This is a genomic window from Arthrobacter globiformis (assembly GCF_046536215.2).
GTDB classification, from domain to species: Bacteria; Actinomycetota; Actinomycetes; order Actinomycetales; family Micrococcaceae; genus Arthrobacter; species Arthrobacter globiformis_E.
Genome location: NZ_CM143421.1, coordinates 4,425,365 through 4,446,315, shown reverse-complemented (window position 1 = coordinate 4,446,315; position 20,951 = coordinate 4,425,365). Strand labels below are relative to the sequence as shown.

The 20,951-nt window shown below is 67.7% G+C and carries 20 protein-coding genes and 1 tRNA gene; 8 read left to right on the top strand and 13 right to left on the bottom strand.

The window, feature by feature from the left end:
- Positions 1-45: 45 nt before the first annotated feature.
- Positions 46-1,764 carry a phospholipase D family protein gene (locus R5O87_RS20125; RefSeq protein ID WP_410554874.1) on the top strand — a complete coding sequence of 573 codons (1,719 nt, stop codon included), beginning with the start codon at positions 46-48 and terminating at the stop codon, positions 1,762-1,764.
- A 92-nt stretch (positions 1,765-1,856) separates the two neighbouring features.
- Here R5O87_RS20125 and R5O87_RS20120 read toward each other — a convergent pair whose 3' ends face one another.
- The 7 genes from R5O87_RS20120 to R5O87_RS20090 form a co-directional block, all read right to left on the bottom strand.
- Positions 1,857-2,600 (bottom strand): SDR family oxidoreductase, encoded by a 744-nt coding sequence (locus tag R5O87_RS20120; RefSeq protein ID WP_410554875.1) that lies wholly within the window; start codon positions 2,598-2,600, stop codon positions 1,857-1,859.
- On the bottom strand, positions 2,597-3,955 hold the full coding sequence (locus R5O87_RS20115) for a glycosyltransferase 87 family protein (RefSeq protein WP_410554876.1): 1,359 nt from the start codon (positions 3,953-3,955) through the stop codon (positions 2,597-2,599). Before R5O87_RS20115 ends, R5O87_RS20120 begins: the two co-directional genes overlap by 4 nt.
- Positions 3,956-4,041: 86 nt before the next feature.
- The gene (locus R5O87_RS20110) at positions 4,042-5,538 is read right to left on the bottom strand and encodes an MFS transporter (protein ID WP_410554877.1); all 1,497 of its coding nucleotides are present in this window, start codon (positions 5,536-5,538) and stop codon (positions 4,042-4,044) included.
- A complete protein-coding gene (locus R5O87_RS20105; RefSeq protein WP_410554878.1) occupies positions 5,535-6,083 on the bottom strand; it encodes a winged helix-turn-helix transcriptional regulator in 549 nt (182 codons plus the stop codon). Before R5O87_RS20105 ends, R5O87_RS20110 begins: the two co-directional genes overlap by 4 nt.
- Before the next feature lie 59 nt (positions 6,084-6,142).
- Entirely contained in the window at positions 6,143-7,480 is a 1,338-nt protein-coding gene (locus R5O87_RS20100; protein ID WP_410554879.1) for a glycosyltransferase 87 family protein, read from the bottom strand.
- Positions 7,477-8,640, bottom strand: coding sequence for a cystathionine gamma-synthase (locus R5O87_RS20095; protein ID WP_410554880.1), 1,164 nt, complete (start codon positions 8,638-8,640; stop codon positions 7,477-7,479). The genes R5O87_RS20100 and R5O87_RS20095 overlap by 4 nt, the downstream gene beginning before the upstream one ends.
- Before the next feature lie 12 nt (positions 8,641-8,652).
- On the bottom strand, positions 8,653-10,038 hold the full coding sequence (locus R5O87_RS20090; RefSeq protein WP_410554881.1) for a cystathionine beta-synthase: 1,386 nt from the start codon (positions 10,036-10,038) through the stop codon (positions 8,653-8,655).
- 119 nt (positions 10,039-10,157) lie between these two features.
- On the opposite strand from R5O87_RS20090, the gene R5O87_RS20085 reads away from it, so the two are divergent.
- On the top strand, positions 10,158-11,291 hold the full coding sequence (locus tag R5O87_RS20085) for an SLC13 family permease (protein WP_410554934.1): 1,134 nt from the start codon (positions 10,158-10,160) through the stop codon (positions 11,289-11,291).
- A gap of 131 nt (positions 11,292-11,422) precedes the next feature.
- Positions 11,423-11,854, top strand: coding sequence for a VOC family protein (locus R5O87_RS20080; protein WP_410554882.1), 432 nt, complete (start codon positions 11,423-11,425; stop codon positions 11,852-11,854).
- 53 nt (positions 11,855-11,907) lie between these two features.
- Here R5O87_RS20080 and R5O87_RS20075 read toward each other — a convergent pair whose 3' ends face one another.
- Positions 11,908-12,312 carry a VOC family protein gene (locus R5O87_RS20075; RefSeq protein ID WP_410554883.1) on the bottom strand — a complete coding sequence of 135 codons (405 nt, stop codon included), beginning with the start codon at positions 12,310-12,312 and terminating at the stop codon, positions 11,908-11,910.
- A 151-nt stretch (positions 12,313-12,463) separates the two neighbouring features.
- Here R5O87_RS20075 and R5O87_RS20070 point away from each other — a divergent pair, with 151 nt between their 5' ends.
- On the top strand, positions 12,464-13,459 hold the full coding sequence (locus R5O87_RS20070; protein WP_410554884.1) for a DNA-3-methyladenine glycosylase family protein: 996 nt from the start codon (positions 12,464-12,466) through the stop codon (positions 13,457-13,459).
- A 133-nt stretch (positions 13,460-13,592) separates the two neighbouring features.
- Here the strand turns inward: R5O87_RS20070 and R5O87_RS20065 are convergent, their stop codons facing one another.
- Together R5O87_RS20065 and R5O87_RS20060 are read right to left on the bottom strand one after the other, a co-directional pair.
- A complete protein-coding gene (locus R5O87_RS20065; RefSeq protein ID WP_410554885.1) occupies positions 13,593-14,510 on the bottom strand; it encodes a hypothetical protein in 918 nt (305 codons plus the stop codon).
- A 144-nt stretch (positions 14,511-14,654) separates the two neighbouring features.
- The gene (locus R5O87_RS20060) at positions 14,655-16,328 is read right to left on the bottom strand and encodes an AMP-binding protein (protein ID WP_410554886.1); all 1,674 of its coding nucleotides are present in this window, start codon (positions 16,326-16,328) and stop codon (positions 14,655-14,657) included.
- Positions 16,329-16,361: 33 nt separating this feature from the next.
- On the opposite strand from R5O87_RS20060, the gene R5O87_RS20055 reads away from it, so the two are divergent.
- Positions 16,362-16,640: a putative quinol monooxygenase gene (locus tag R5O87_RS20055; RefSeq protein WP_410554887.1), complete on the top strand. Its 279-nt coding sequence runs from the start codon at positions 16,362-16,364 to the stop codon at positions 16,638-16,640.
- A gap of 165 nt (positions 16,641-16,805) precedes the next feature.
- On the opposite strand, the gene R5O87_RS20050 is transcribed toward R5O87_RS20055, so the two are convergent.
- Positions 16,806-17,240, bottom strand: coding sequence for a thioredoxin family protein (locus tag R5O87_RS20050; RefSeq protein WP_410554888.1), 435 nt, complete (start codon positions 17,238-17,240; stop codon positions 16,806-16,808).
- A gap of 400 nt (positions 17,241-17,640) precedes the next feature.
- Between R5O87_RS20050 and R5O87_RS20045 the strand changes: the two genes are divergently transcribed.
- On the top strand, positions 17,641-18,672 hold the full coding sequence (locus R5O87_RS20045; protein WP_410554889.1) for a LysM peptidoglycan-binding domain-containing protein: 1,032 nt from the start codon (positions 17,641-17,643) through the stop codon (positions 18,670-18,672).
- Between the two features lie 157 nt (positions 18,673-18,829).
- The gene (locus R5O87_RS20040; RefSeq protein ID WP_410554890.1) at positions 18,830-19,564 is read left to right on the top strand and encodes a potassium channel family protein; all 735 of its coding nucleotides are present in this window, start codon (positions 18,830-18,832) and stop codon (positions 19,562-19,564) included.
- 122 nt (positions 19,565-19,686) lie between these two features.
- On the opposite strand, the gene R5O87_RS20035 is transcribed toward R5O87_RS20040, so the two are convergent.
- Together R5O87_RS20035 and R5O87_RS20030 are read right to left on the bottom strand one after the other, a co-directional pair.
- Positions 19,687-19,768: transfer RNA gene (locus R5O87_RS20035), tRNA-Tyr, on the bottom strand.
- A gap of 118 nt (positions 19,769-19,886) precedes the next feature.
- Positions 19,887-20,141, bottom strand: a complete 255-nt coding sequence (locus R5O87_RS20030) for a hypothetical protein (RefSeq protein WP_410554891.1) — start codon at positions 20,139-20,141, stop codon at positions 19,887-19,889.
- 199 nt (positions 20,142-20,340) lie between these two features.
- On the opposite strand from R5O87_RS20030, the gene R5O87_RS20025 reads away from it, so the two are divergent.
- On the top strand, positions 20,341-20,832 hold the full coding sequence (locus R5O87_RS20025) for a YajQ family cyclic di-GMP-binding protein (protein WP_050054209.1): 492 nt from the start codon (positions 20,341-20,343) through the stop codon (positions 20,830-20,832).
- Positions 20,833-20,951: the final 119 nt, after the last annotated feature.

Genomic DNA, 20,951 nt, shown 5'->3' with positions numbered 1-20,951 from the left:
GTTTAGCTCTCGCGCCGGCCGCATGGCCTGGAGCATACTGGGCACATGGCTGACGCTGACGATCTCCTGGCCCCTGGAAGGACCGGGGACGATCGAGCGGACAGCAGTGCCGGCGCCTGGTTCCTGAGTGGCGAAGAGCGCGGGAACGCAGCCACCGACGTGCACGCGGGCGGTGCCGAATCGCCGTCCTGGTCGGAGGGCAACCTCGTGCGGCCGCTCGTTCACGGGGCCACCTACTTCGCCCGGCTGCTGGAGGAGCTGTCGGCCCTGAATCCGGGAGACCGTGTGTGGTTCACCGACTGGCGTGGCGATTCCGACGAGCGGCTGACGGCGGATGGACCGACGATCGGTGAGCTGCTGGCGCGGTTGGCCCGGGCGGGAGTGGAGGTACGCGGCCTGATTTGGCGGTCCCACGGCGAGCGCGTGTCGGCCCCGATGAGCTGGCGGTCCAATGAGCTCCTCAGCCGCCGGATCAACGACGCCGGCGGGGAGGTGCTGCTGGACCAGCGGGTGCGGCTCTTCGGCTGCCACCACCAGAAACTGGTGGTCATCCGCCGGCGGAACGACCCCTCGCTGGACGTGGCGTTCGTGGGCGGAATCGACCTTTCCCACAGCCGCCGGGACGATGCCGATCACGAAGGGGACCCGCAGGCGGTGGTCATGGATTCCCGGTATGGAAAAAGGCCACCGTGGCACGATGCCGCCCTCGAGCTGCGTGGCCCCGTTGTGGCGGATGTGCTGGAACTGTTCGCTGAACGGTGGAATGACCCCCATCCCCTGGACCGCCGCACCCCGTACCGGATGCTGCTGCAACGCCTGGCGGATATGCCCCGGCACCCCGAACCGCTGCCGGAGACTGCGCCGCCCCCGCCAGCTGCGGGTCCTCATGCCGTACAGCTGCTCCGCACCTACGGCATGAAGCATCCGCCGTTCCCGTTCGCACCTGACGGTGAGCGGAGCATCGCCCGTGCCTACACGAAGGCCTTCGCCCAGGCGCGCTCGCTGATCTACATCGAGGACCAGTACCTGTGGTCTGAGGAGGTCGCAGCCGGAATCGCAACCGCCCTCGAACAGAACCCCGAGTTGAACGTGATCGCCGTCGTGCCGCGCTACCCGGACTCTGACGGCATTCTCGGAGGGCCGCCCAAGCGGGTGGGGCAGATGCGTGCCATCAGCAGGATACGCCGGGTTGCGCCCGACAGGGTGGGCGTATTTGACCTGGAAAACCGCGCCGGGACTCCGATCTATGTCCATGCCAAGATCTGCATCATCGACGACGTCTGGTTTACCTGCGGCTCGGACAACTTCAACCGCAGGTCCTGGACCACTGACAGCGAGCTCACCTGCGCTGTGATCGACACCAGTGCGAGCCAGTGGGAACCACCCGGTACGGACACCGGTTCAGAAACCAGCACGGACACCAGCACAGACACCGGGCAGGGGGCAGACACGGCCGCCGGCTCTTCCCGGCCGTTGGCCTACGGGCTGCGGCTCCAGCTCTGGGCCGAACACCTGGGCCTGGATGAGGATGACCCCCAGCTCCATGCCCCGGAGGCAGGGCTGAAACTCTGGAACGCCACCGCCGATGCCCTCGACCACTGGCACGCAACCGGCCGCAGCGCGCCCCGCCCCAAGGGACACGTGCGCAACCACACTCCGGAGCCCGTGCCGCCCCTTCAGCGTCTCTGGGCGGGCGCGGCAAACCGCCTGGTGGTGGACCCGGACGGCCGCCCGCGCCGGATGCGCGGCACTACTCCGTTCTAGCGGGCAAATTTCCATGTCTAGGCGGGCAGGTGCCCATGGTGGCCAAGTTCCCAGGGCCGGGATCCCGCCCGCCTCAAAGGTGCCCGAAAGCGTTAGGCCGAAAACCCGCCGTCGGACTTAATAAGCTGCCCGGACACCCAGCGGCCTGCCGGGGACAGCAGGAATGCCACGGTTCCCGCCACATCGGCCGGAGTGCCCAGCCGCCCCCCGGGCTGCCGCCGGGCGAGCTCCTCACGAAGCGGTGCATCCATCCAGCCGGTATCCACGGGCCCGGGATTGAGCACATTGGCGCTGATGCCCAGCGGTCCGAGCTCACGCGCTGCGGCGATCACAATACGGTCCAGCGCACCCTTGGACGCACCGTACGGCAGGTTGAATGCTGTGTGGTCACTGGTCAGCGCGACGATCGCGCCGCCGTCGTCGGTTGCCTGCTGCGCGAAGGCGCGGATCAGCTGCCAGCTGGCCCGGGTGTTCACGGCGAAGTGCCGTTCGAAGCTTTCGAGGGTGGTGTCCATGATGCCCGAATCGACGGATTCGGCGTGGCTGAGCACCATCCCGTGGAGGGTTCCCGCCTGCGCGGCGACCTCCGCCATCAGCCGGTCCACGGCCTCCGGGTCCTGAAAGTTGGCGGGCAGCGCCACCACCCTGGAGCCGGTCGCCTCCAGTTCCGCGGTGAGCCGGACGACGTCGTCCGGCTGGATTCCCCAGGGCATGCGGGCGTCGTAGTCCTGCCAGTAGGTCAGCACCAGGTCCCAGCCGTCGGCGGCCAGCTGCCGGGCGATCCCGGCGCCGATGCCGGCGAGGCGTCCGACGCCGGTGACGAGTGCGGTGCTCATTCCGCCAGCTCCGCCACGGCATCGCGGCGGAGAACCACGAGCCAGCACACCGTGATGGCCACCGCGCAGAAAACCCCGGCGCTGGACGCCATGATCCAGGGCACCGGCGTCTGCAGGTCAAGGTTTTCGGCGCCCAGGGCGGTGCCGATGGTCTTCGGCGAGAACAGGAACACGGCTGTGGACACGCCCAGGACGCCGCCCATCAGCCAACGTGAGAGCCGGTGCCGCTGGGGAGTCTCGCGCAGCGTCCAGGCGAACGCCGGAAGCACCGCCGCCATCCAGACCCAGTGGTGCGACCACGAGACCGGGCTGACCAGGAGCATGGTGAGGGCCGTGGCCGAAATGGCCGCCACCCTGGCACCCTGGCTGCTGGCGATCCGGATGACGGCCGCGCCCAGGCCCGCCACGAGCAGGCTCAGAAGTATCCACGGCACGTTCACAACGTCCGCCGGAACGCCGAAGTGGAGCAGGGCGCCCTTGATGGACAGGTTGTCCACGTAGCCGGCGCCGCCGATCCGGGACGTGTCGGGAAGAATCTCCAGCCAGAAGCTGAGGGATTCGGCCGGCCGGAGAACCCAGCCGAGCAGCACCGTGAAGGCAAAGCCGGCGCCCATGTTCAGCAGTCCGCGCCAGTCCTTCCGCATCAGGAAATACAGTCCGAAGACCAGGGGCGTCAGCTTGATGCCGGCCGCCACGCCCACCAGGAAGCCGCTGCCGGGAACGCCGTTCCGCCAGCGCGGGCTGCCGGACAGCAGGTCCGCCGTCATCAGCCCCAGCAGGAGGATGTTGATCTGGCCGAAAACCAGCGTTTCGCGCCAGGGCCCCAGATTCAGGACAGCCAGGAAAAGTACGACGGCGCCGAGCCGGTTGAGCGCGGACCGGACGGTCGGGGAGGCGAAGGTGCTGCGCCAGCCCGGCTTGCCGTTCCAGTACCGGACGCCGAGCGCCGCCACCCAGGCGGCCACGGCCACGCCTGCGGCGTTGAACAGCATCAGCGCGGTGGCCTGCGGCAGGTTGGCGAGCAGGCTGAAGAGCAGCGCCGCGAACGGTGGATAGGTGAAGGGCAGTTCCGGCCCGCCTGCCCAGTTCACCGTGGGCTGATATAGGCCCGACGGCGACAGGCCGGCGTCGTTGAGGATCTTGCCGCCGTACCAGTAGACGCTGAAGTCCAGGCCCTTCCCGCCCCAGGCGTCCAGCCGCGACGCGACGAAGACGGCGGCGATGATCACGGCCAGCAGGACCGCCAGTTCGACGGCGGCCAGTGCGGTCCGGCGGCCGCGGAGCGGCGGTGCGGATACGCTGTTCTGTCCCCCGGCGGGCATGTCGGTGTTTGTTTGGGCAGTAAGCAGTGCCATTCAGTGTCCCCAGCTGTCGTCCGGCAATGTGCCTGCGGGACGCGTGGCGCGTTCAGCCGCAAGAGCTGCGCCCGAGGGCGCCCCGCTCAGTCTACTGAAGCCACTGCCACTGCTGCGGGCTCTCGCCGTCCGGCGTCCTTGCGGATGGTGGCGCTGATGACCGCGGCTATGGTGCACATCGCGGCGGCGCCGAACCAAGCGTAGGTGTACTGGCCGGTGGCGTCCCGGATGGCTCCGGCGGCCAGGGCGGCTGCCGCGGCGCCCAGCTGGTGCGCGGCGAACACCCAGCCGAACACCACGCTGCCGTCGGCACCGAACACCTGGCGGCAGATCGCGGCGGTGGGCGGAACCGTGGCCACCCAGTCCAGGCCGTAAATCACGACGAAGACGATCATGCTGGGCTGGACCGAGGAGCCCAGCAGCAGCGGCAGCACCAGCAGCCCGATCCCACGGAACTGGTAGTACACGGCGAGCAGGATCCGCGGGTTGAAGCGGTCGGTCAGCCAGCCGGAGGCGATGGTGCCCAGGATGTCGAAGATCCCGACGACGGCGAGCAGGCCGGCCGCCGTCGTTTCCGGCATTCCGTGGTCATGGGCGGACGGGATGAAGTGGGTGCCAATCAGCCCGTTCGTCGTGGCGCCACAGATGGCGAACCCGGCGGCGAGCGCCCAGAACGTGCGGTTCCTGCTGGCGCTCCGCAGCACCTCCAGTGCCCGGACGGCGGCGTTGCGGCGGGGTTCCGCGGCCCCGGCGGGGGCCGCCTCCGCCTTGCCGTCGGTTTCTGTGTTTCCGTCGGACGCGCCGGACGGTTCCTCCGCCCCGTAAGGCAACGCCCCGACGTCGGCCGGCGAGTTTTTCAGGAACTTCAGTACCAGCGGAACCACGGCCAGCGCCCCGGCGGCGATGAGCAGCGAGGCCTGGCGCCAGCCCGGATCCTGGGCGAGCATCGCGATGAACGGCAGGAAGACCAGCTGCCCGGCCGCGCTGCCCGCTGTCAGGATGCCGATCACCAGGCCCCGGCTCTTCGTGAACCAGATGTTGGCGATGGTCGCCGCGAACACGAGGGCCATCGAACCGGTGCCCAGGCCGATGAGCAGGCCCCACGTGAGGAGGATCTGCCAGGACTGGTTGACCAGCACGGTCAGGGCACTGCCTGCGCCGATCAGTCCGAGCGCGACGGCGGTGACGGCCCGGATGCCGAAACGCTCCATCAGGGCGGCGGCGAACGGGGCTGTGAGCCCGAACAGCACCAGGTTGATGCTGACCGCGGACGACAGCACCGTGGTGGACCAGCCGAACTCCTGCTGCAGCGGCACCATGAGCACACCGGGCGCGGCACGGAACCCGGCGGCCCCGACGAGCGCCAGGAACGCCACCGCCGCAACGGCCCACGCCGGATGCAGGCGCCGCCGCTTCTTCGGCCCCTCCCCCGGAGTCTTCTTGCCATCCTCCGGGGCCTTTGCCGCCTTCTCCCCTGGAGTTTTTGTCTCTTCCTCTCGAGTTTTTGTCCAGATATCGTCCGCTAAGGGCCCCTCAGGGCGCGATATCTGGACAAAAACTCCGGGGTCTTCGGGGGTGGTCATGCGGCTGTTCCTTCTTCTCCGCCGCCTTGAACGCGGTTGGTCGTGGTGTCGGGTTGCCGGGGCGCCGTTGCCAGCGCGACCGGTTCTTCGCTGCGGGTCAGGCTGTGCCAGCTGGTGTTCTCCGCGGTGAGCCGTTCCCCGCATTCGGTGCAGGTGTCCGCGGACGATGTGCGTTGCCCGCACGTTGCGTGGACCACGTACATATGCGCCTGCTCGGACGGCGCCTGCAGGTGCTTTTCGGACCAGATCACGACGGCGTTGAGCACCGGCAGGGCGTCCTCACCTTTGGCGGTGAGGACATACTCGTGGCGGGTGCGTCCGCCGTCGTCATAGGGCTGTTTAGCGAGGAGGCCGGCCTTCACCAGGGACGCAAGACGGCGGGTGAGGACGGAGTCAGCCACCTGGAGGCGCGTCTTCATCGCGTCGAAACGGCCGTTGCCGAAGAAGACCTCGCGGAGGACCAGCATGCCCCACGGGTCGCCGAAAATGTCGAGGCCGCGGGCCATGCTGCAGTTGCGCTGGGACCAGTCGGAGCGGAGAGCCATGCTGCGAGCGTAGCTGACTTTCTTGAAGAAAGCTAGCCTCCGCCTGAGGGTCCGACCGACTAGCGGCGCGGGGTGATCCCTGTCCGCGACGGCCGGTACGCCGCAGCCCAGTACACCAGGAGCGCCACGCCGCACAGCACACCAAGGCTGGAGACCATGAGCGGCCATTGCGTCTGCGGGTTCACGCCCCAGATCTCGGCCCCGGCCGCCATCGCGAGGTCCTTGGGGGCGAGGTAGAAGGCCACGGCGGACGCCGCAACCACCACCCAGCCGCCCAGCCGCATCAGGCCGGTCCGGGACGGAACGCGGTGCATCGCGAAGGCCATGGACGGCAGTGCCACCGCGATCCACACCCAGTGATGGGACCACGAGACCGGGCTGACCAGGAGCATGAGCACTGCGGTCGCGGAGACCGCCACGAAGTTTTCCTCCACGGCCACAGCCCACCTGATCACCAGCGCGGTGAGCGCGGCCAGGGCCAGCGCGAGCACCAGCCAGAGCAGGCTGGTGAACCCCGAGTCCGGCAGGCCGAGGTGGAGCAGCAGCCCCTTCAGCGACAGGTTGTCCACGTACCCGGGATCCCCGATGCGCCCGGTGTTGGGCAGGATCCTGGTCCAGAACATCACGGACGCCTGGGGCAGGGCCGCCCAGGCCACGGCAATGGAACCGACGAAGCCAACAGCCATCCAGGCCAGGGCCCTGAAATCGCGGCGGACCAGGAAGTACAGCCCAAACGCCAGCGGGGTCAGCTTGATTCCGGCGGCAACGCCGATCAGCAGGCCGGCGGGCCAGCGGATTTCCCCCGCCCGGGATTTTCCGTGCAGGGCGAAGTCGGCCAGGATGATGCCCATCAGGATGATGTTGATCTGTCCGAACACGAAGGTGTCCCGCCACGGGCCCAGCAGCACGATGGCTCCCGTCCCGGCCAGCGCAACGGTCCGGAACCGCCAGTCGGCAAACGCGTCCCGCCAGCGCGTTATCCCGAAGTAGTGCCTGGCCAGCCAGGCGGAAACCACCGCGGCGCCGCCCAGCGCGGCCCAGATGAAGAGCTGCCCGGCCTGGCCGAGGGTCATGGTGGCCAGGCCGGCGAACAGCAGCGCGGCAAACGGCGGATAGGTGAACGGCAGGCCGTCCCGCGGCGCGTACAGCTCGCTGATGCCGGCCTCGCCGGTCTGCAGCACCTTGGTGCCGCCGTAGTAATAGACCTCGAAGTCGTTCATGGCCGGGGCGTACGCGGCATACAGCCAGACCAAAGCGAGGACGACGGCGGCAGCCCCGCCCGCCGTTGCGGTCCAGCCGAGGACGCGCCGGCGCGCCGCTGTTCCGCGGGGCGCCGCACCCGGGCCGGTTTCCTGCCGGGCGCCCGCACCTTCCTGCGTTCGCGGGGAGGCCGTCACTGGATGTGCGTGAAGGCTTGCTCAAGGTCGGCGATGAGGTCCTCGACGTCCTCGATGCCGCAGGAGAGCCGGATCAGGTTCACGGGGACGGCCAGCTCGGTGCCCTTGACCGAGGCGTGCGTCATCTCCGACGGGTAGTTCATCAGCGACTCGATGCCGCCGAGCGATTCCGCCAGGGTGAAGACCGACGTCGATTCGGCCACCTTCCGGGCAGCGGCCTCGCCGCCCTTGAACTGCACGGAGATCATGCCGCCGAACTTCTTCATCTGCTTCTTCGCCAGCTCGTGGCCGGGGTGTGAGGGCAGGCCCGGGTAGAGGACGGCCTCCACCTCGGGGCGTTCCAGGAGCCATTCGGCCACGGCCTGGGCGTTGTCGCTGTGTCGGTCCATGCGCACGCCCAGGGTCTTGAGCCCGCGCGTGGTGAGGAAGGCGTCCATCGGGCCGGAGACGGCACCGACGGCGAACTGCACGAAGCCGATCTTCTCGGCCAGGTCCGCGTCCTTGACCACGATCGCGCCGCCCACCACGTCGGAGTGGCCGCCGATGTACTTGGTGGTGGAGTGCACCACGACGTCGGCACCCAGGTCGAGCGGGGTCTGCAGGTAGGGCGACGCAAAGGTGTTGTCGACGATCAGGAGGGCCCCGGCGTCGTGCGCCACCTTGGCCAGCGCCTCAATGTCGGTGATCTTCATCATCGGGTTGGACGGGGTCTCCACCCAGACGAAGCGGGTCTTGTTGGCGGCGACCGCGGCCCGGACGGCGTCGAGGTCGGACATGTCCACGGGGGTGTTGCCGATCCCCCACTCGCCGAGCACGCGGCTGATCAGCCGGTAGGTGCCGCCGTAGGCGTCGTTGCCGAGCACAATGTGGTCGCCGGGCCGCATCAGGGCGCGGATGAGCGAGTCCTCGGCAGCGAGTCCGGAGCTGAAGGAGTAGGCGTGCGTGCCGCCCTCGAGTGCGGCGAGCTGTTCCTGCAGGGCGTCGCGGGTGGGGTTGCCGCCGCGGCCGTACTCGTAGCCGTCCCGCAGGCCGCCGATGCCGTCCTGGGCATATGTCGAACTGAAGTGCAGGGGCGGAACGACGGCACCGGTGCGGGGCTCGAAGGCCTGGCCGGCGTGCACGGCGCGGGTGTTGAATCCTTGGTTCTCAGAGAGAGACATGGGGCTCCTTGATCAGTTGCTGAGGTAGGCGAGGAGGTCGTGGCGGGTCAGGATGCCCACGGGCGCGCCGACGAACGTCACCATCACGGTGTCGACGTCGGAGAGCAGTTCGCGGGCGGCGGAGATGGTTTCGAGCGAGCCGATCACCGGCAGCTTCTCCCCCATGTGTTCGGCGATCTTGTCCGTCAGCCTGGCCTCGCCGCGGAACAGCTTGGCGGTCAGGGTCCGCTCGTCCACGGCGCCGAGCACCTCGCCCATCACCACGGGCGGTTCCGCGGAGAGGACCGGGATGTGGCTGACGCCGAACTCGTTCATGATGTTGATGACGTCGCGGACGGTTTCGTTCGGGTGGATGTGCACCAGGTCCGGCAGTTCGCCCGTCTTGAACTTGATGACCTCGCCCACGGAGGCCTCCTCGCCGCCGGAGAGGAAGCCGTAGGAGCGCATCCACTGGTCGTTGAAGATCTTGGCGAGGTAGCCGCGGCCGGAGTCGGGCAGGATCACCACCACCACCGCGTCTTCGGGGAGGTCCCGGGCGGTGCGCAGGGCGGCCACCACGGCCATGCCGGAGGAGCCGCCCACCAGCAGGCCCTCCTCGCGGGCAAGCCGCCGGGTCATCTCGAACGAGTCTGCGTCGCTGACCGCGAGGACCTCGTCCGGGACCGACTTGTCGTAGTTGGCCGGCCACATGTCCTCGCCCACGCCCTCGACGAAGTACGGGCGGCCGGTGCCGCCTGAGTAGACCGAACCTTCGGGATCGGCCCCGATGATCCTGACCCGGCCGCCGTCGGACTCCGGACGGTCCGCCGAGACCTCTTTGAGGTAGCGGCCGGTGCCGGTGATGGTGCCGCCGGTGCCGGCGCCGATCACGCAGTGCGTGACCTTGCCGTCGGTGTCCCGCCAGATTTCGGGGCCGGTGGTCTCGTAGTGGCTCTGCGGGGCGGCGGGGTTGGAGAACTGGTCCGGTTTGTACGCGCCGGGGATCTCGGTGACCAGACGGTCGGACACACCGTAGTAGCTCTGTGGGCTGTCAGGTTCGACGGCGGTGGGCGTCACCACCACTTCGGCGCCGTAGGCCTCCAGGACCGCCCGCTTGTCCTCGCCCACCTTGTCCGGGACCACGAAAATGCACTTGTAGCCCTTTTGCTGTGCCACCAGGGCAAGGCCGACCCCGGTGTTCCCGGAGGTGGGTTCGATGATGGTGCCGCCGGGCTTGAGCTTGCCGTCGCGCTCGGCTTCCTCGATCATCTTGGCCGCGATGCGGTCTTTGATGGAGCCGCCGGGGTTCACGTATTCCAGCTTCACGAGGACGGTGGCTTTGATGCCCTCGGTGACGTGGTTCAGCTTGATGAGCGGAGTGTTGCCGATGAGGTCCAGGACAGACTGGGCGTACTTCATGGGTACCAACTTACCGTCTAGGGCCGCGGGATCGTCGTATCGGCTTTCGGTGCGAAGATTGGGCAGTGGCGCGCGTGCGAATACCGAAGAATGTGCGGAGCTATCTGCTGCCGGGCTTCATGCTGCTTGCCGGAGCCGGCTGCCTGGCGGGCGGCCTTCTGCCCTTGCCCGCGTTCGGAGAATTGGCAGGGCGCACAGCCCCCATCCTCGCCTTCGTGGTGGCGATGACCGTTGTCACTGAACTGGTTGATGATGCGGGATTGTTCCATGTGGTGACGGACCGCATTGCGGTGCCGGGCCGTGGCAGCGTCTTTCTGTTGTGGCTCTTTGTGGTTGCCCTGTCCTCCGTCGCCACGGCCTTTCTATCGCTCGATACCACCGCGGTCCTGGTGACTCCCATGGTGGTACTGCTGGCCGTCCACGCGAAGATCCCGCCCCTGCCGTACGCCCTGACCACCGTATGGCTGGCCAACACCGCGTCGCTGTTCCTGCCGGTCTCCAACCTCACGAACCTGCTGGCGCAGTCGAGCATGTCCCTGAGCCCGCTGGGATTCGCCAAGCTGATGTGGGTCCCCGCCGCCGTCGGCGTGGTTGTGCCGTCGCTGCTGCTTTGGCTGGCCTTCCACCGGGACCTGCGTGGCCGGTACGGGCCGCAGCCGGTCCATACCACAGGCGACCGGACGCTGCTCCGGGCATCGGGCGGAACGCTGCTGGTGCTGCTTCCGGCTCTGGTTTCCGGTATCCCCGTAGCGGTTCCGGCTGCCCTCGCTGCGGGGTTCCTTGTGGTCATCTTCCTGTGGCGGCGGCCGGCGGCCCTGCGCTGGTCGATGCTGCCGTGGCGCCCGCTGATGCTGACCGCCGGGCTGTTCATGGTGATTGAGACCCTGCACGCGCAGGGCCTCACCCGGGTGCTGTCACCTGCCGCCGGGACAGGCGAGACGTTTCCGGACCTGCTGCGCCTCGCTGTGCTGGGTACCGGCGCCGCCAACGTCGCAAACAACCTCTCCGCCTACCTGGCCCTGGAACCCGCGGCCGGATCGCCGCTGAGGCTGGGCGCACTCTTGATAGGGGTGAACCTGGGCCCGCTCGTTACGCCGTGGGCCTCACTCGCCACGCTCCTGTGGCACGAGCGGCTGCAGAGCCTCAACTTGCGCGTGCGTTGGGGCGGCTTCGCTGTGGCCGGCCTTGTGGCCGTTGTCCTTGCCCTTCCGTTGGCAGTCCTGGCGCTCTGGGCAGGAAACGGGACGCCGTAATCGCTTTCTTGCCGTGCCTGCCGCTCCCGCGCTCTGCCGAGGTACTAGCCACGGCCTGCCCGACAGGGCAAGCTGGCATCGGCACCCGTAGCCGGGCGCCGCTCCTGAGCGTCGTTGAAAGGAACTGTGCCTTGGACTGGACCCTCGAAGTAGTTGTGCTGCCCGTGAGTGACATCAGCCGTGCCGTGGAGTTTTACCGTGACAAAGTCGGCTTCAACCTTGACCACGACACGCAGAACGAGCATATGCACGTGGTGCAGCTGACGCCTCCGGGTTCGGGCTGTTCGATCGTGATCGGTGACCTGCCCACGCAGAACGAGATGGCCCCCGGCTCCATGCGTGGTCTGCAGCTCGTGGTGGCTGATGCCCGGGCGGCGCGCGACGAACTGCTCAGCCGCGGTGTGGAGGCGAGCGAGATCACCGTTTTCGACGAACGCGACGGCGGCACCTTCTTCGGGTTCAGCGACCCGGACGGGAACACCTGGGCGGTGCAGGAGCTCAGGATCCGCGCCCAGAAGCCGCTGATCCCGGTGGAGGCCCGCAGCCGCTTCGGCGAGGAGTAACCGCTGGCCGGCGGCGATTCGGAACCAGCTCGGCCGGCAGCCGGGCGCCTGGCTCAGCTCCCGGCGCCGGCGGCATCGGCGGGCAGGTTCTCCCAGAGCCCCAGGATGTTGCCCTCGGTGTCCTTGAAGTAGGCGTAGTGGCCCATGCCCGGGATGGTTTCCTTGCCCTTCACCACGGAGCCGCCCAGCTGTTCGACGGTCTTCAGCGTGGCGTCGATGTCCTCAACGTCCACGGTGATGACGGGCGTGGTCAGTTCCCCGTCCCGAGCCATCATGCCGCCGTTGATGGCGCCCGGCTCGGTGGGCCTGCCGGTCTTTTCGTCCATCGGGGTGGTGATCACCACGTTGTAGTCCATCTCGGGCATGGGGTCGATCCGCCAGCCGAGGGCCTGATTGTAGAAGTTTCTCGCCCGGTCCTGGTCGTCCGCCGGGATTTCAAAATGCACCACTCCACCCATTGCGATCACCTACAACTCGAAGGAAGGGACGCGGCCGACCCGCGCCACACACGGATTGTAGTCCTGCCGCCGTCCCCGGATAAGGGCCTGTCGCAACCCACCCGGCAGGTGCCGCGGCATGTTTGTCGGCGAGGCGTGGGACGATGTTCGTATGACCATTGCTGACGCACCCGCCCGGCTGGCAGCCGCGGCGGACGCGTCCCTCAGGTGGCATCCGGGCGGCCCGTATGACCTGCACCGCACCCTGGGCATCCTGATGCGCGGCAACGGTGACCCCTCCTTCGCCTCGCGGCCGGACGGGCTGTGGATGGCATTCACGACGCCGGATGGCCCGGTGACGCTGCGGCTCACCGTGAACAGCCAGGCAGGATTCGGGCCGGATGGCGGCCCCTGCGTCGATGCCCTGGCCTGGGGTCCCGGCTCAGACGCCGCCCTGGCGGGCGTTCCGCGGCTCCTCGGCGCGGATGATGACTGGTCCGCGTTTGACGAGCCTTCGTTCGCCGCCACGCTCCCCCACATGGTCCGTGAAGCCCGGCGCCGGAACCCCGATGTCCGCCTGCCAGCCACCGGGCGGATGGTTGACTCCCTCGTGCCCACCATCCTGGAGCAGAAGGTTACCGTCATCGAGGCGCGCCGGGGATTCCGCTACCTGATGTACCGGCACGGTACGCCCGCGCCCGGCGCCGGTACCGTCGCCCCAACCGGGCTGCTGGTCCGGCCGACCGCCGAGGCCTGGCTCCGCATCCCGTCCTGGGAGTGGCACAAGGCCGGAGTCGGCCCGCAGCGTTCGGCGACTGTCATGCGCGCCCTGCGATCCGCCGTCGCGCTTGAACGCCTGGCATCCCTGCCGGCGGCAGAGGCCGCCACCAAGATTCAGACCATCCCAGGGATCGGGGTGTGGACAGCGGCCGAGGTGGTGCAGCGGACGCACGGCTGCCCCGACTCCATCGCGGTGGGCGATTACCACCTGGCCGCATACGTTGGCGCCGCGCTGACCGGGCGGCGGACGGACGACGCGGGCATGCTGGCCCTCCTGGAACCGTGGACGGGACACCGGCAGCGGGTGGTCCGCATGCTCGGCCTGAGCGGCTTCCGGAAACCCACCTTCGGCCCGCGGATGACCATCCAGGACCACCGCGCCCACTGACCCGCCCCAACTGCAACGTGGGCCCACGCCCGCCGGGTTCCCTGGCCGAGCTTGCGAGGGAAGGGGCGGGTGGGAGGGTCACTTAGCGCCCAATAAACCGCCTCCATTGGGCGATATCTGACCCCGCGTTGCCTTAGGCTGCACGGCGTTTGGCACCTTTGACCCGGCTGATCACGCCTCGGAACCCCTCGTCCAGGTCGTCCGCGTTCACCTTGAAATAGGACCAGCCGGCGCTGATGAACGCCTCATCGCGCCGGTTATCGCGGGACTGCTGTTCACGCGACAGGTGATGCCCGCCGTCGTACTGCAGTGCAATCCGGAAGCGCCGGTACCCGAGGTCGGCAGTGGGCGACCAGGGATCATGGGGATCCAGGCGCACCTGAAGTTCCGGCTCCGGCAGGTGCGCATCCATGATCGCAATCCGGAGGAAAGTCTCAGGGTAGGAGTCGGCGCCCACCCGCATTTCATCCAGGGCCAGCCGCGCCTTCTCAACACCCTTCATGTTGGGGTGCTGCCGGATGAGCAGGCGCAGCCCGTCCTTGTACGCATAGGGCTCCGTGCGGCCCTCGAACTGGGGCAGCGGGATCCGGATCAGCTGGTCCCCCATGGCAACGACGTACTTCAGAGGGAGCACGGCGGCGAGGTCCAGCCAGGTCCGGGGCGGCAAGGAGATGGGAATGCCGTCGCACTGCCCGATTTCGCCCGGGATCATCCGCACCCGGTGGCCCACCACTCCGGCGCGGCGAACCCGCGGCAGCTCATGCGGCTTGCTGAGGTGAATGGTCTCCCCGTCCATCCACGGCGGCAGCCCCAACAGCGAGAGCTCGGCTGCTGTCTCATGCGACACCCAGGCTCCGGGGGTTGCCGCCGCCAGCACCCTGGCCCGCGACTGCAGGTCGAGGAATTGTCCCTTCGGCAGGTAGATGAGGCGCCCGCCGTCGGCCAGGTCTTGGGCGCGGAGCCGTTTCTCCGTCACGCCGAGCGCCCGTGATGCGTACACGGTGAAGGGGAGCTGGTGCAGGGTGTCCGGGAGCGGCGTCGGGCGGGCCATGGGAACTATTCTGGCGGCCTGCAGAAGCCTTTTGGAGTTATCCACAGCCCCAATGCTGCAAACTGCAACGCGGGGTCAGATATCGCCCAATAAAGGCCCTCCATTGGGCGATATCTGACCCCGCGTTGCTTTAGAGGCCCGCGCTTAGAGGCCCAGGCGGGCGACCGCCTCCTCGCGCATCTCCACCTTGCGGATCTTCCCGGACACCGTCATGGGGAAGCTGTCGCGGACGTCGACATAGCGGGGCACCTTGTAGTGCGCCAGCTTCCCGCGGCAGAAGTCCGCCACGGCGGCGGCGTCCAGCGGTTCGGCCCCGGGCTTGAGGATGACGCAGGCCATGAGCTCCTCGCCATACTTGGCGTCCGGAACGCCGATCACCTGGACGTCCTGGATGGACGGATGCGTGTAGAGGAACTCCTCGATCTCGCGCGGGTAGATGTTCTCGCCGCCGCGGATCACCATGTCCTTCATCCGGCCCTCAATCACCACATACCCGGCGTCGTCCATGCGGGCCAGGTCGCCGGTGTGCATCCAGCCCTCGGCGTCGATGGCCTCGGCCGTCTTGTCGGGCTGGTTCCAGTACCCCTGCATCACGGCGTACCCGCGGGTGCACAGTTCACCGATCTCACCGCGCTCCACCACCTCTCCGAGAGGGTCGACGATCTTGCTTTCCAGCCGCGGCATGGTCCGCCCCACAGTTTCCGTCCGCTGCTGGAGCGTGTCCCCGTCGCGGGTCATGGTGGACACCGGCGACGTCTCGGTCATGCCGTAGCAGATGGCGACGTCCTTCATGTTCATCTCTGAAATCACCCGGTTCATCACCTCGATGGGGCACAGCGAGCCGGCCATCACTCCGGTTCGGAGGGTGGAGAGGTCGTACGAGGCGAAGTCGGGCAGCGCGAGTTCGGCGATGAACATGGTGGGCACCCCGTAGAGGGAGGTGCCGCCGAAGTCCTGCACAGCCTCCAGCGCGGCGGCCGGCGTAAACCCGCGTCCCGGAATGATCGTTGCGGCACCGTGGCTCAGCGCATTCAGGTTTCCGATCACCATTCCGAAGCAGTGATAGAACGGTACCGGAATCACCACCCGGTCGTGTTCGGTGTAGCCCAGCAGCTCGCCGATGGAGTACCCGTTGTTGAGGATGTTGTGGTGCGTCAGCGTGGCGCCCTTGGGGAAGCCAGTGGTCCCGGATGTGTATTGCAGGTTGATCGGATCGTGCGGATCCAGGCCCGCCATGCGGTCCAACAGCGCGGAATGCCCGACGGCGTCAGCCCGCTTGAGCAGTTCAGCGTACGTGAGCTCCTGGTCACCCAGGGGGATCCCGGCGTCGAGCCCTTCCATTTCGAAGTCCGGCAGGAACACGAGCTCGCGGAGGTCCGGGCATCCGGCGAGCGCCTGGCGCGCCATCCCCACGTAGTCACTGTTCCGGTCCGTGGGCGCCGTGACCAGCACCCGCATGCCGTTCTGCTTCACCACGAACTCCAGCTCATGGCTGCGGTAGGACGGATTCACGTTGACCAGGACCGCCCCGATCTTCGCCGTGGCGTACTGCAGGATGGTCCATTCCGCGCAGTTCGGGCTCCAGATACCCACCCGCTCTCCCTTTGCGACGCCCAGGGCGAGGAGCGCGCGGGCCAGCCGGTCGACGTCGTCGTTCAGTTTGGTGTAGCTCCAGCGGCGGGCGTCCGCGCCGGGTACGGGGGCGGCCTCGATCAGCGCGTCATGCAGCGGGAACTGCGCCACCACGCGCTCAAAGTTCTGGCCGATGGTTTCCTCGAGCAGGGGGACGTCCGCGTCCCCGGCGGTGTAAGCGCGCATAAGGCACGCTATCAAGCCGGTATTGTGAAATCCATGAGTGCACCCATCGACCTGCAGGCCACGTTCATCCCCAACGACGGCGAATTCTTCCGCGTGAAGCTCGCCCTGGAAATCGCCATTGACGAGGTAGTCAACGAGCCCGGTTGCCTCCGCTACGAGCTCACCGAGGCGACGGAGGAGAAGCTGGTCCTGACTGAGCGGTGGGAGTCGGAAGAGACCCTCGACGCGCACTCCAAAGGCATCGCGCTGCAGGACCTGAACGAATCCCTCAGCGCCCTGCTGGCCGAACCCGTCAAGGTGGACCGCCTCTAGCCCTTACAAAAAAGCAACGCGGGGGGCCCACGCCCGCAGGGTTCCCTGGCCGAGCTTGCGAGGGTAGGGAACGGGTGGGGACAGTTTCCGCCCAATACCGAGGGGTTATTGGGCGGAAAGTGACCCCGCGTTGCTGTTTAAGTCGCGTTGCTGGTTAAGGACCCTTTAGAAGTCGGGGATCTGCGAGCCGTCCTGGGGGCCGGAGCTCTTGCTGCCATTGCCCGCGGCAGCTGCGGCCTCGGCCTGGGAGCGGGCCACGTGGGCGTGGACTTCCTCCATGTCGAGCGCCTTGACGGCGTCAATGACCTGCTCGAGCTGCGGGGCAGCCAGCGCGCCCGGCTGCGAAAAGACCAGCACCTTCTCCCGGAACGCCATCAGCGTGGGGATCGAGGAGATGCCCGCTTCCGCGGCCAGCTGCTGCTCGGCTTCGGTGTCCACTTTCGCGAAAACGACGTCCGGGTGCTTTTCCGAAACCGCGGAGTACGTGGGAGCGAACTGGCGGCACGGGCCGCACCATTCAGCCCAGAAGTCCACCAGGACAATGTCGTTGCCCTCGATGGTCGATGCGAACTGTTCACCTGTGATGTCGACGGTAGCCATGTTTCAACCGTACGCGAGCCGTGTCCGTAAGTCCCGCGGACCGGCGCCTTGTTCGCTCCCCGCGTCAACGGGAATATTCCTCGCCGGCTGCCTCTGTCCCCCCGGTACCCGTGCGCCCCGGACGTGCCGGCGTCCCTAAAATCCGGTGCTTACTGCGGCAAACAAGTGCCCGCACCCGGAAAGACAGGTATTCCCTACTCGTGCGGCGCCCGCGTGCTGCTTCCTACACTCGAATCAGGCTGGGGCCGGCACGTTAGCGAGCGTGCACCACTCATGAATAGCGGTCATGCGCCCCATATGCCGTGCTTCCGCCCCGTGGGCCCGAGCGCCTCCTGTGTCTGCGCGTCACCGTCCGCCGCGCACCCGGACATCCGCCTGCGCTCGAAGCAAAAGGTCCGCCATGAACCAACAGGAGACGCCAGATCCCCCGCCTACCCCTGGCCACAACGGTTTCGCAGTCCGGGCGCCCGGCCGGCATGGACCGCTGGCCGGAAGGCCGGGCGCACGGATCCTGGTCATTTCGGCAGCGGTGTCCGCCGCCCTGTTGGGGGCGTCAGCGGGCATCAGCGCGCTGGTGGCGTCCGACGGCGGGAGCCCGGCTGCCGCCGTCGGCCAACCTGCCGCTGAACAGGCCGAACAGCCGGCACCCGCCCCGTCGCCCGCGGCAGCCGCCTCACCCGTCGCAAGTGTGCCGGCCAAGGCGGTGGCGGCCGCATCGGCGGCCGCGCCGGCAAAGGCACCGGCGAAGCCAGCAGCAAAGCCGGCAACGAAGACGGCCGCCAAGGCGCCAAGTAAGGCAGCGGTGAAGGCACCTGCGAAAGCAGTCACCATCAGCAAGGTTGCTCCGGCCCCGGCGCCCAAGCCCGCCACGTATTGGGTGGTTGCCGGCGACACGGTGAGCTCCATTGCCGCACGTTTCAATGTCAGCGTCGGCGGCGTGCTGGCAGCCAACGGCCTGGGACCCAACTCGGTCATATTTCCGGGCCAGACGCTCAAGCTCAGCGGACCGACCGTGTCCGCCCCGGCACCAACTCCCGCCCCAGCGCCTGCACTCGCTCCCGCTCCGGCACCCGCTCCAGCACCGGCACCGGCACCGGTGCCCGCGGTACGGACCATCTATGTGGCTGGCGCCGGCGGCCAGGCGATGGTGGACGCCTGCATCGGGCCCATCCATTTCACGCCCACCGACGGGTATTCGCTCTTCATCACCGAGCACGACTTCTGCGGTGGCTGGGCCCGGTTCTCGGGAATCAGCGTCGGTGAGCGTGTCGACATCCCAGGCTACGGCTCCTACCGGGTTTCGGCCCGGAGCCAGGTGCCGAACCCCGGCACCACCAACGACGTCGCCGCGGTGTTCGGCGGGTTCCCCAGGGCAGTCCTGCAGACCTGCATCCCTGGCACCACCCAGATGCTGGTCATCGCGCTGAACTGACCGTGCCGGAACCGGACACCACAACCGGGGCGGCGCCGGTACGAAGTGAGCATCCCGGCCGGGAGCATCAGGGAAATCCCGGCCGGGCAGGACCCGCCGCCAGGGACGCCCGTATGCAAGGCCGCCCGTATTCAAGGCCACCCGTATGATCGTGGCCATGACGCAGCAACGCTATCGGGACCTTGCCGAATGGCCGCTGATGGGGACGGCCATTGTGTTCCTGGCGGCGTACGCGTGGCAGGTGATTGGCAGGATGGAAGGCCGGGGAGCAGAGTGGCTCGAGGCCACCCTGTGGATCACCTGGGGCATTTTCGCGCTGGATTATGCGGTCAACCTGTGGTTGGCCGAAGACCGCGGGCGCTGGTTTCTCCGCAACCTGCACGAACTGCTGATCGTCGCCCTGCCGTTCTTCCGCCCGCTGCGGCTGCTCCGCCTGGTGACCCTGCTGTCGGTGCTTCACCGGACGGTGGGCGAGACGCTGCGCGGCAGGGTTGTCACCTACGTGGCCGCCTCCGCAGCCCTGCTGGTGTTCGTAGGTGCCCTGGCCGTGCTCGACGTCGAACAGTCGGCTTCCGATGCCAAGATCCTCACCTTCGGCGACGCCGTTTGGTGGGCCGTGGCCACCATCACCACCGTGGGCTACGGCGACATGTACCCGGTCACTCCCCTGGGCCGGATGGTCGCGGCGGCCCTGATGATGAGCGGTATCGCGGTCCTGGGCGTGGTGACTGCCTCCATCGCCTCGTGGCTGGTCCAGCGGGTCGAGGAGACAACGGTGGCAGCGGCCGAATCGGCAGAGCAGCCGGTGCTGACGGAGGTGGGCGAACTGGCAGCCGAGGTGGCCGCCCTCCGGCGCGAGATCGCCGAGCTGCGGCGCAACCCCGCACCGTGAAGCTCCGGACTTAAACCAGCCGATCCGTGGCCAGGGTTGGGCCGGCCTGCGGCACAACCAGCACAGACCGGGAAAGCAAAAGACCTCCGGAACCATCAGGTTCCGGAGGTCTTTCAACAATGTGGCAGATGAGGGATTCGAACCCCCGTAGGCGTTGCCAGCTGATTTACAGTCAGCCCCCTTTGGCCGCTCGGGTAATCTGCCGAACTTCAAAAGAAGATCACCCCGGCCGGTGTTTCCATCAACCGCGGGCAAGACAACCTTACAGAACTTCTGCCGAAGAATGAAATCGGGGACCTGCGGGCCGAAAATCCGCGGAAAATCAGGCTTCGCCGAGGATCCGGCCGGCGAGCTTGGCCTCGAACCGCAGCGCCTGCTCCTCGGTGATCTGGTTGAGCTGCACGGCCCGTTGGAGATCCGCCTGCACTCCCTCCATCCGGGTCGACGCGTCGGCGACGGGGCTGAGGACGATGGATGCAGCCACGGCAGCGGCGGCCACTGAAGTGGCGGCGGTGGCGATGGTTCCTGCGGCTGCGGCAGTGGACTTGGTGACGTAGCGGACGGCCTTGTGGGTCATTGCTTTCCTTCCGAGCGGCTTCCAACTGCTACAACTCTGGTGGCCGAAACTTCGTTCCCGCCAAGACTTGGCTATGAGTGAACTGTGAATGCCGCCCACCTTCACATCACCGCCATCCGTACTACGCTGGAATCCAGATACCCACACCCTGCCCGGAGCCTCACGGCCCGGGCGACGCACGCACCAGCAAAGGAGAGTCATGGCAGGCGAGTCCACATTCGACGTCGTAAGCAAAGTAGACAAGCAGGAGGTGGCCAACGCGCTGAACCAGGCGCAGAAGGAACTCGCCCAGCGCTATGACTTCAAGGGCGTCGGCGCCGAGGTCGATTTCAGCGGCGAGAAGATCCTGATGAAGGCGAACTCCGAGGAGCGCGTCCTGGCCGTCCTGGACGTGCTGCAGTCCAAGCTCATCCGCCGCGGCATCTCGCTCAAGTCCCTGGACACCGGCGAGCCCTACGCATCCGGCAAGGAATTCCGGCTGGAGGCCTCCATCAAGGAAGGCATCGCGCAGGACCTCGCCAAGAAGATCAACAAGCTCATCCGCGACGAGGCCCCGAAGTCGGTCAAGTCCCAGATCCAGGGCGACGAACTCCGCGTCACCTCCAAGTCCCGCGACGACCTGCAGGCCACCATGGCCCTGCTGAAGGACTTCGACGAGGCCGATCTTCAGTTCGTGAACTTCCGCAGCTAGCCGCCCCCTGACCCCGCGGCGACGCGAAACCGGCCTAGCGACACGCTAATGGTCCGGCGACACTGGAATTCAGGTGTCGCCAGACCATTAGCGCGTCATGGGCAACTTTCCGTGTCGCG

What these genes read in the sequence shown, in the direction of transcription:
- R5O87_RS20125 (WP_410554874.1), top strand. Translation starts at nt 46, where the DNA reads ATGGCTGACGCTGACGATCTCCTGGCCCCTGGAAGGACCGGGGACGAT.
- R5O87_RS20120 (WP_410554875.1), bottom strand. Translation starts at nt 2,600, where the DNA reads ATGAGCACCGCACTCGTCACCGGCGTCGGACGCCTCGCCGGCATCGGC.
- R5O87_RS20115 (WP_410554876.1), bottom strand. Translation starts at nt 3,955, where the DNA reads ATGGCACTGCTTACTGCCCAAACAAACACCGACATGCCCGCCGGGGGA.
- R5O87_RS20110 (WP_410554877.1), bottom strand. Translation starts at nt 5,538, where the DNA reads ATGACCACCCCCGAAGACCCCGGAGTTTTTGTCCAGATATCGCGCCCT.
- R5O87_RS20105 (WP_410554878.1), bottom strand. Translation starts at nt 6,083, where the DNA reads ATGGCTCTCCGCTCCGACTGGTCCCAGCGCAACTGCAGCATGGCCCGC.
- R5O87_RS20095 (WP_410554880.1), bottom strand. Translation starts at nt 8,640, where the DNA reads ATGTCTCTCTCTGAGAACCAAGGATTCAACACCCGCGCCGTGCACGCC.
- R5O87_RS20090 (WP_410554881.1), bottom strand. Translation starts at nt 10,038, where the DNA reads ATGAAGTACGCCCAGTCTGTCCTGGACCTCATCGGCAACACTCCGCTC.
- R5O87_RS20085 (WP_410554934.1), top strand. Translation starts at nt 10,158, where the DNA reads ATGCTGCTTGCCGGAGCCGGCTGCCTGGCGGGCGGCCTTCTGCCCTTG.
- R5O87_RS20075 (WP_410554883.1), bottom strand. Translation starts at nt 12,312, where the DNA reads ATGGGTGGAGTGGTGCATTTTGAAATCCCGGCGGACGACCAGGACCGG.
- R5O87_RS20070 (WP_410554884.1), top strand. Translation starts at nt 12,464, where the DNA reads ATGACCATTGCTGACGCACCCGCCCGGCTGGCAGCCGCGGCGGACGCG.
- R5O87_RS20065 (WP_410554885.1), bottom strand. Translation starts at nt 14,510, where the DNA reads ATGGCCCGCCCGACGCCGCTCCCGGACACCCTGCACCAGCTCCCCTTC.
- R5O87_RS20060 (WP_410554886.1), bottom strand. Translation starts at nt 16,328, where the DNA reads ATGCGCGCTTACACCGCCGGGGACGCGGACGTCCCCCTGCTCGAGGAA.
- R5O87_RS20055 (WP_410554887.1), top strand. Translation starts at nt 16,362, where the DNA reads ATGAGTGCACCCATCGACCTGCAGGCCACGTTCATCCCCAACGACGGC.
- R5O87_RS20050 (WP_410554888.1), bottom strand. Translation starts at nt 17,240, where the DNA reads ATGGCTACCGTCGACATCACAGGTGAACAGTTCGCATCGACCATCGAG.
- R5O87_RS20045 (WP_410554889.1), top strand. Translation starts at nt 17,641, where the DNA reads ATGAACCAACAGGAGACGCCAGATCCCCCGCCTACCCCTGGCCACAAC.
- R5O87_RS20040 (WP_410554890.1), top strand. Translation starts at nt 18,830, where the DNA reads ATGACGCAGCAACGCTATCGGGACCTTGCCGAATGGCCGCTGATGGGG.
- R5O87_RS20030 (WP_410554891.1), bottom strand. Translation starts at nt 20,141, where the DNA reads ATGACCCACAAGGCCGTCCGCTACGTCACCAAGTCCACTGCCGCAGCC.
- R5O87_RS20025 (WP_050054209.1), top strand. Translation starts at nt 20,341, where the DNA reads ATGGCAGGCGAGTCCACATTCGACGTCGTAAGCAAAGTAGACAAGCAG.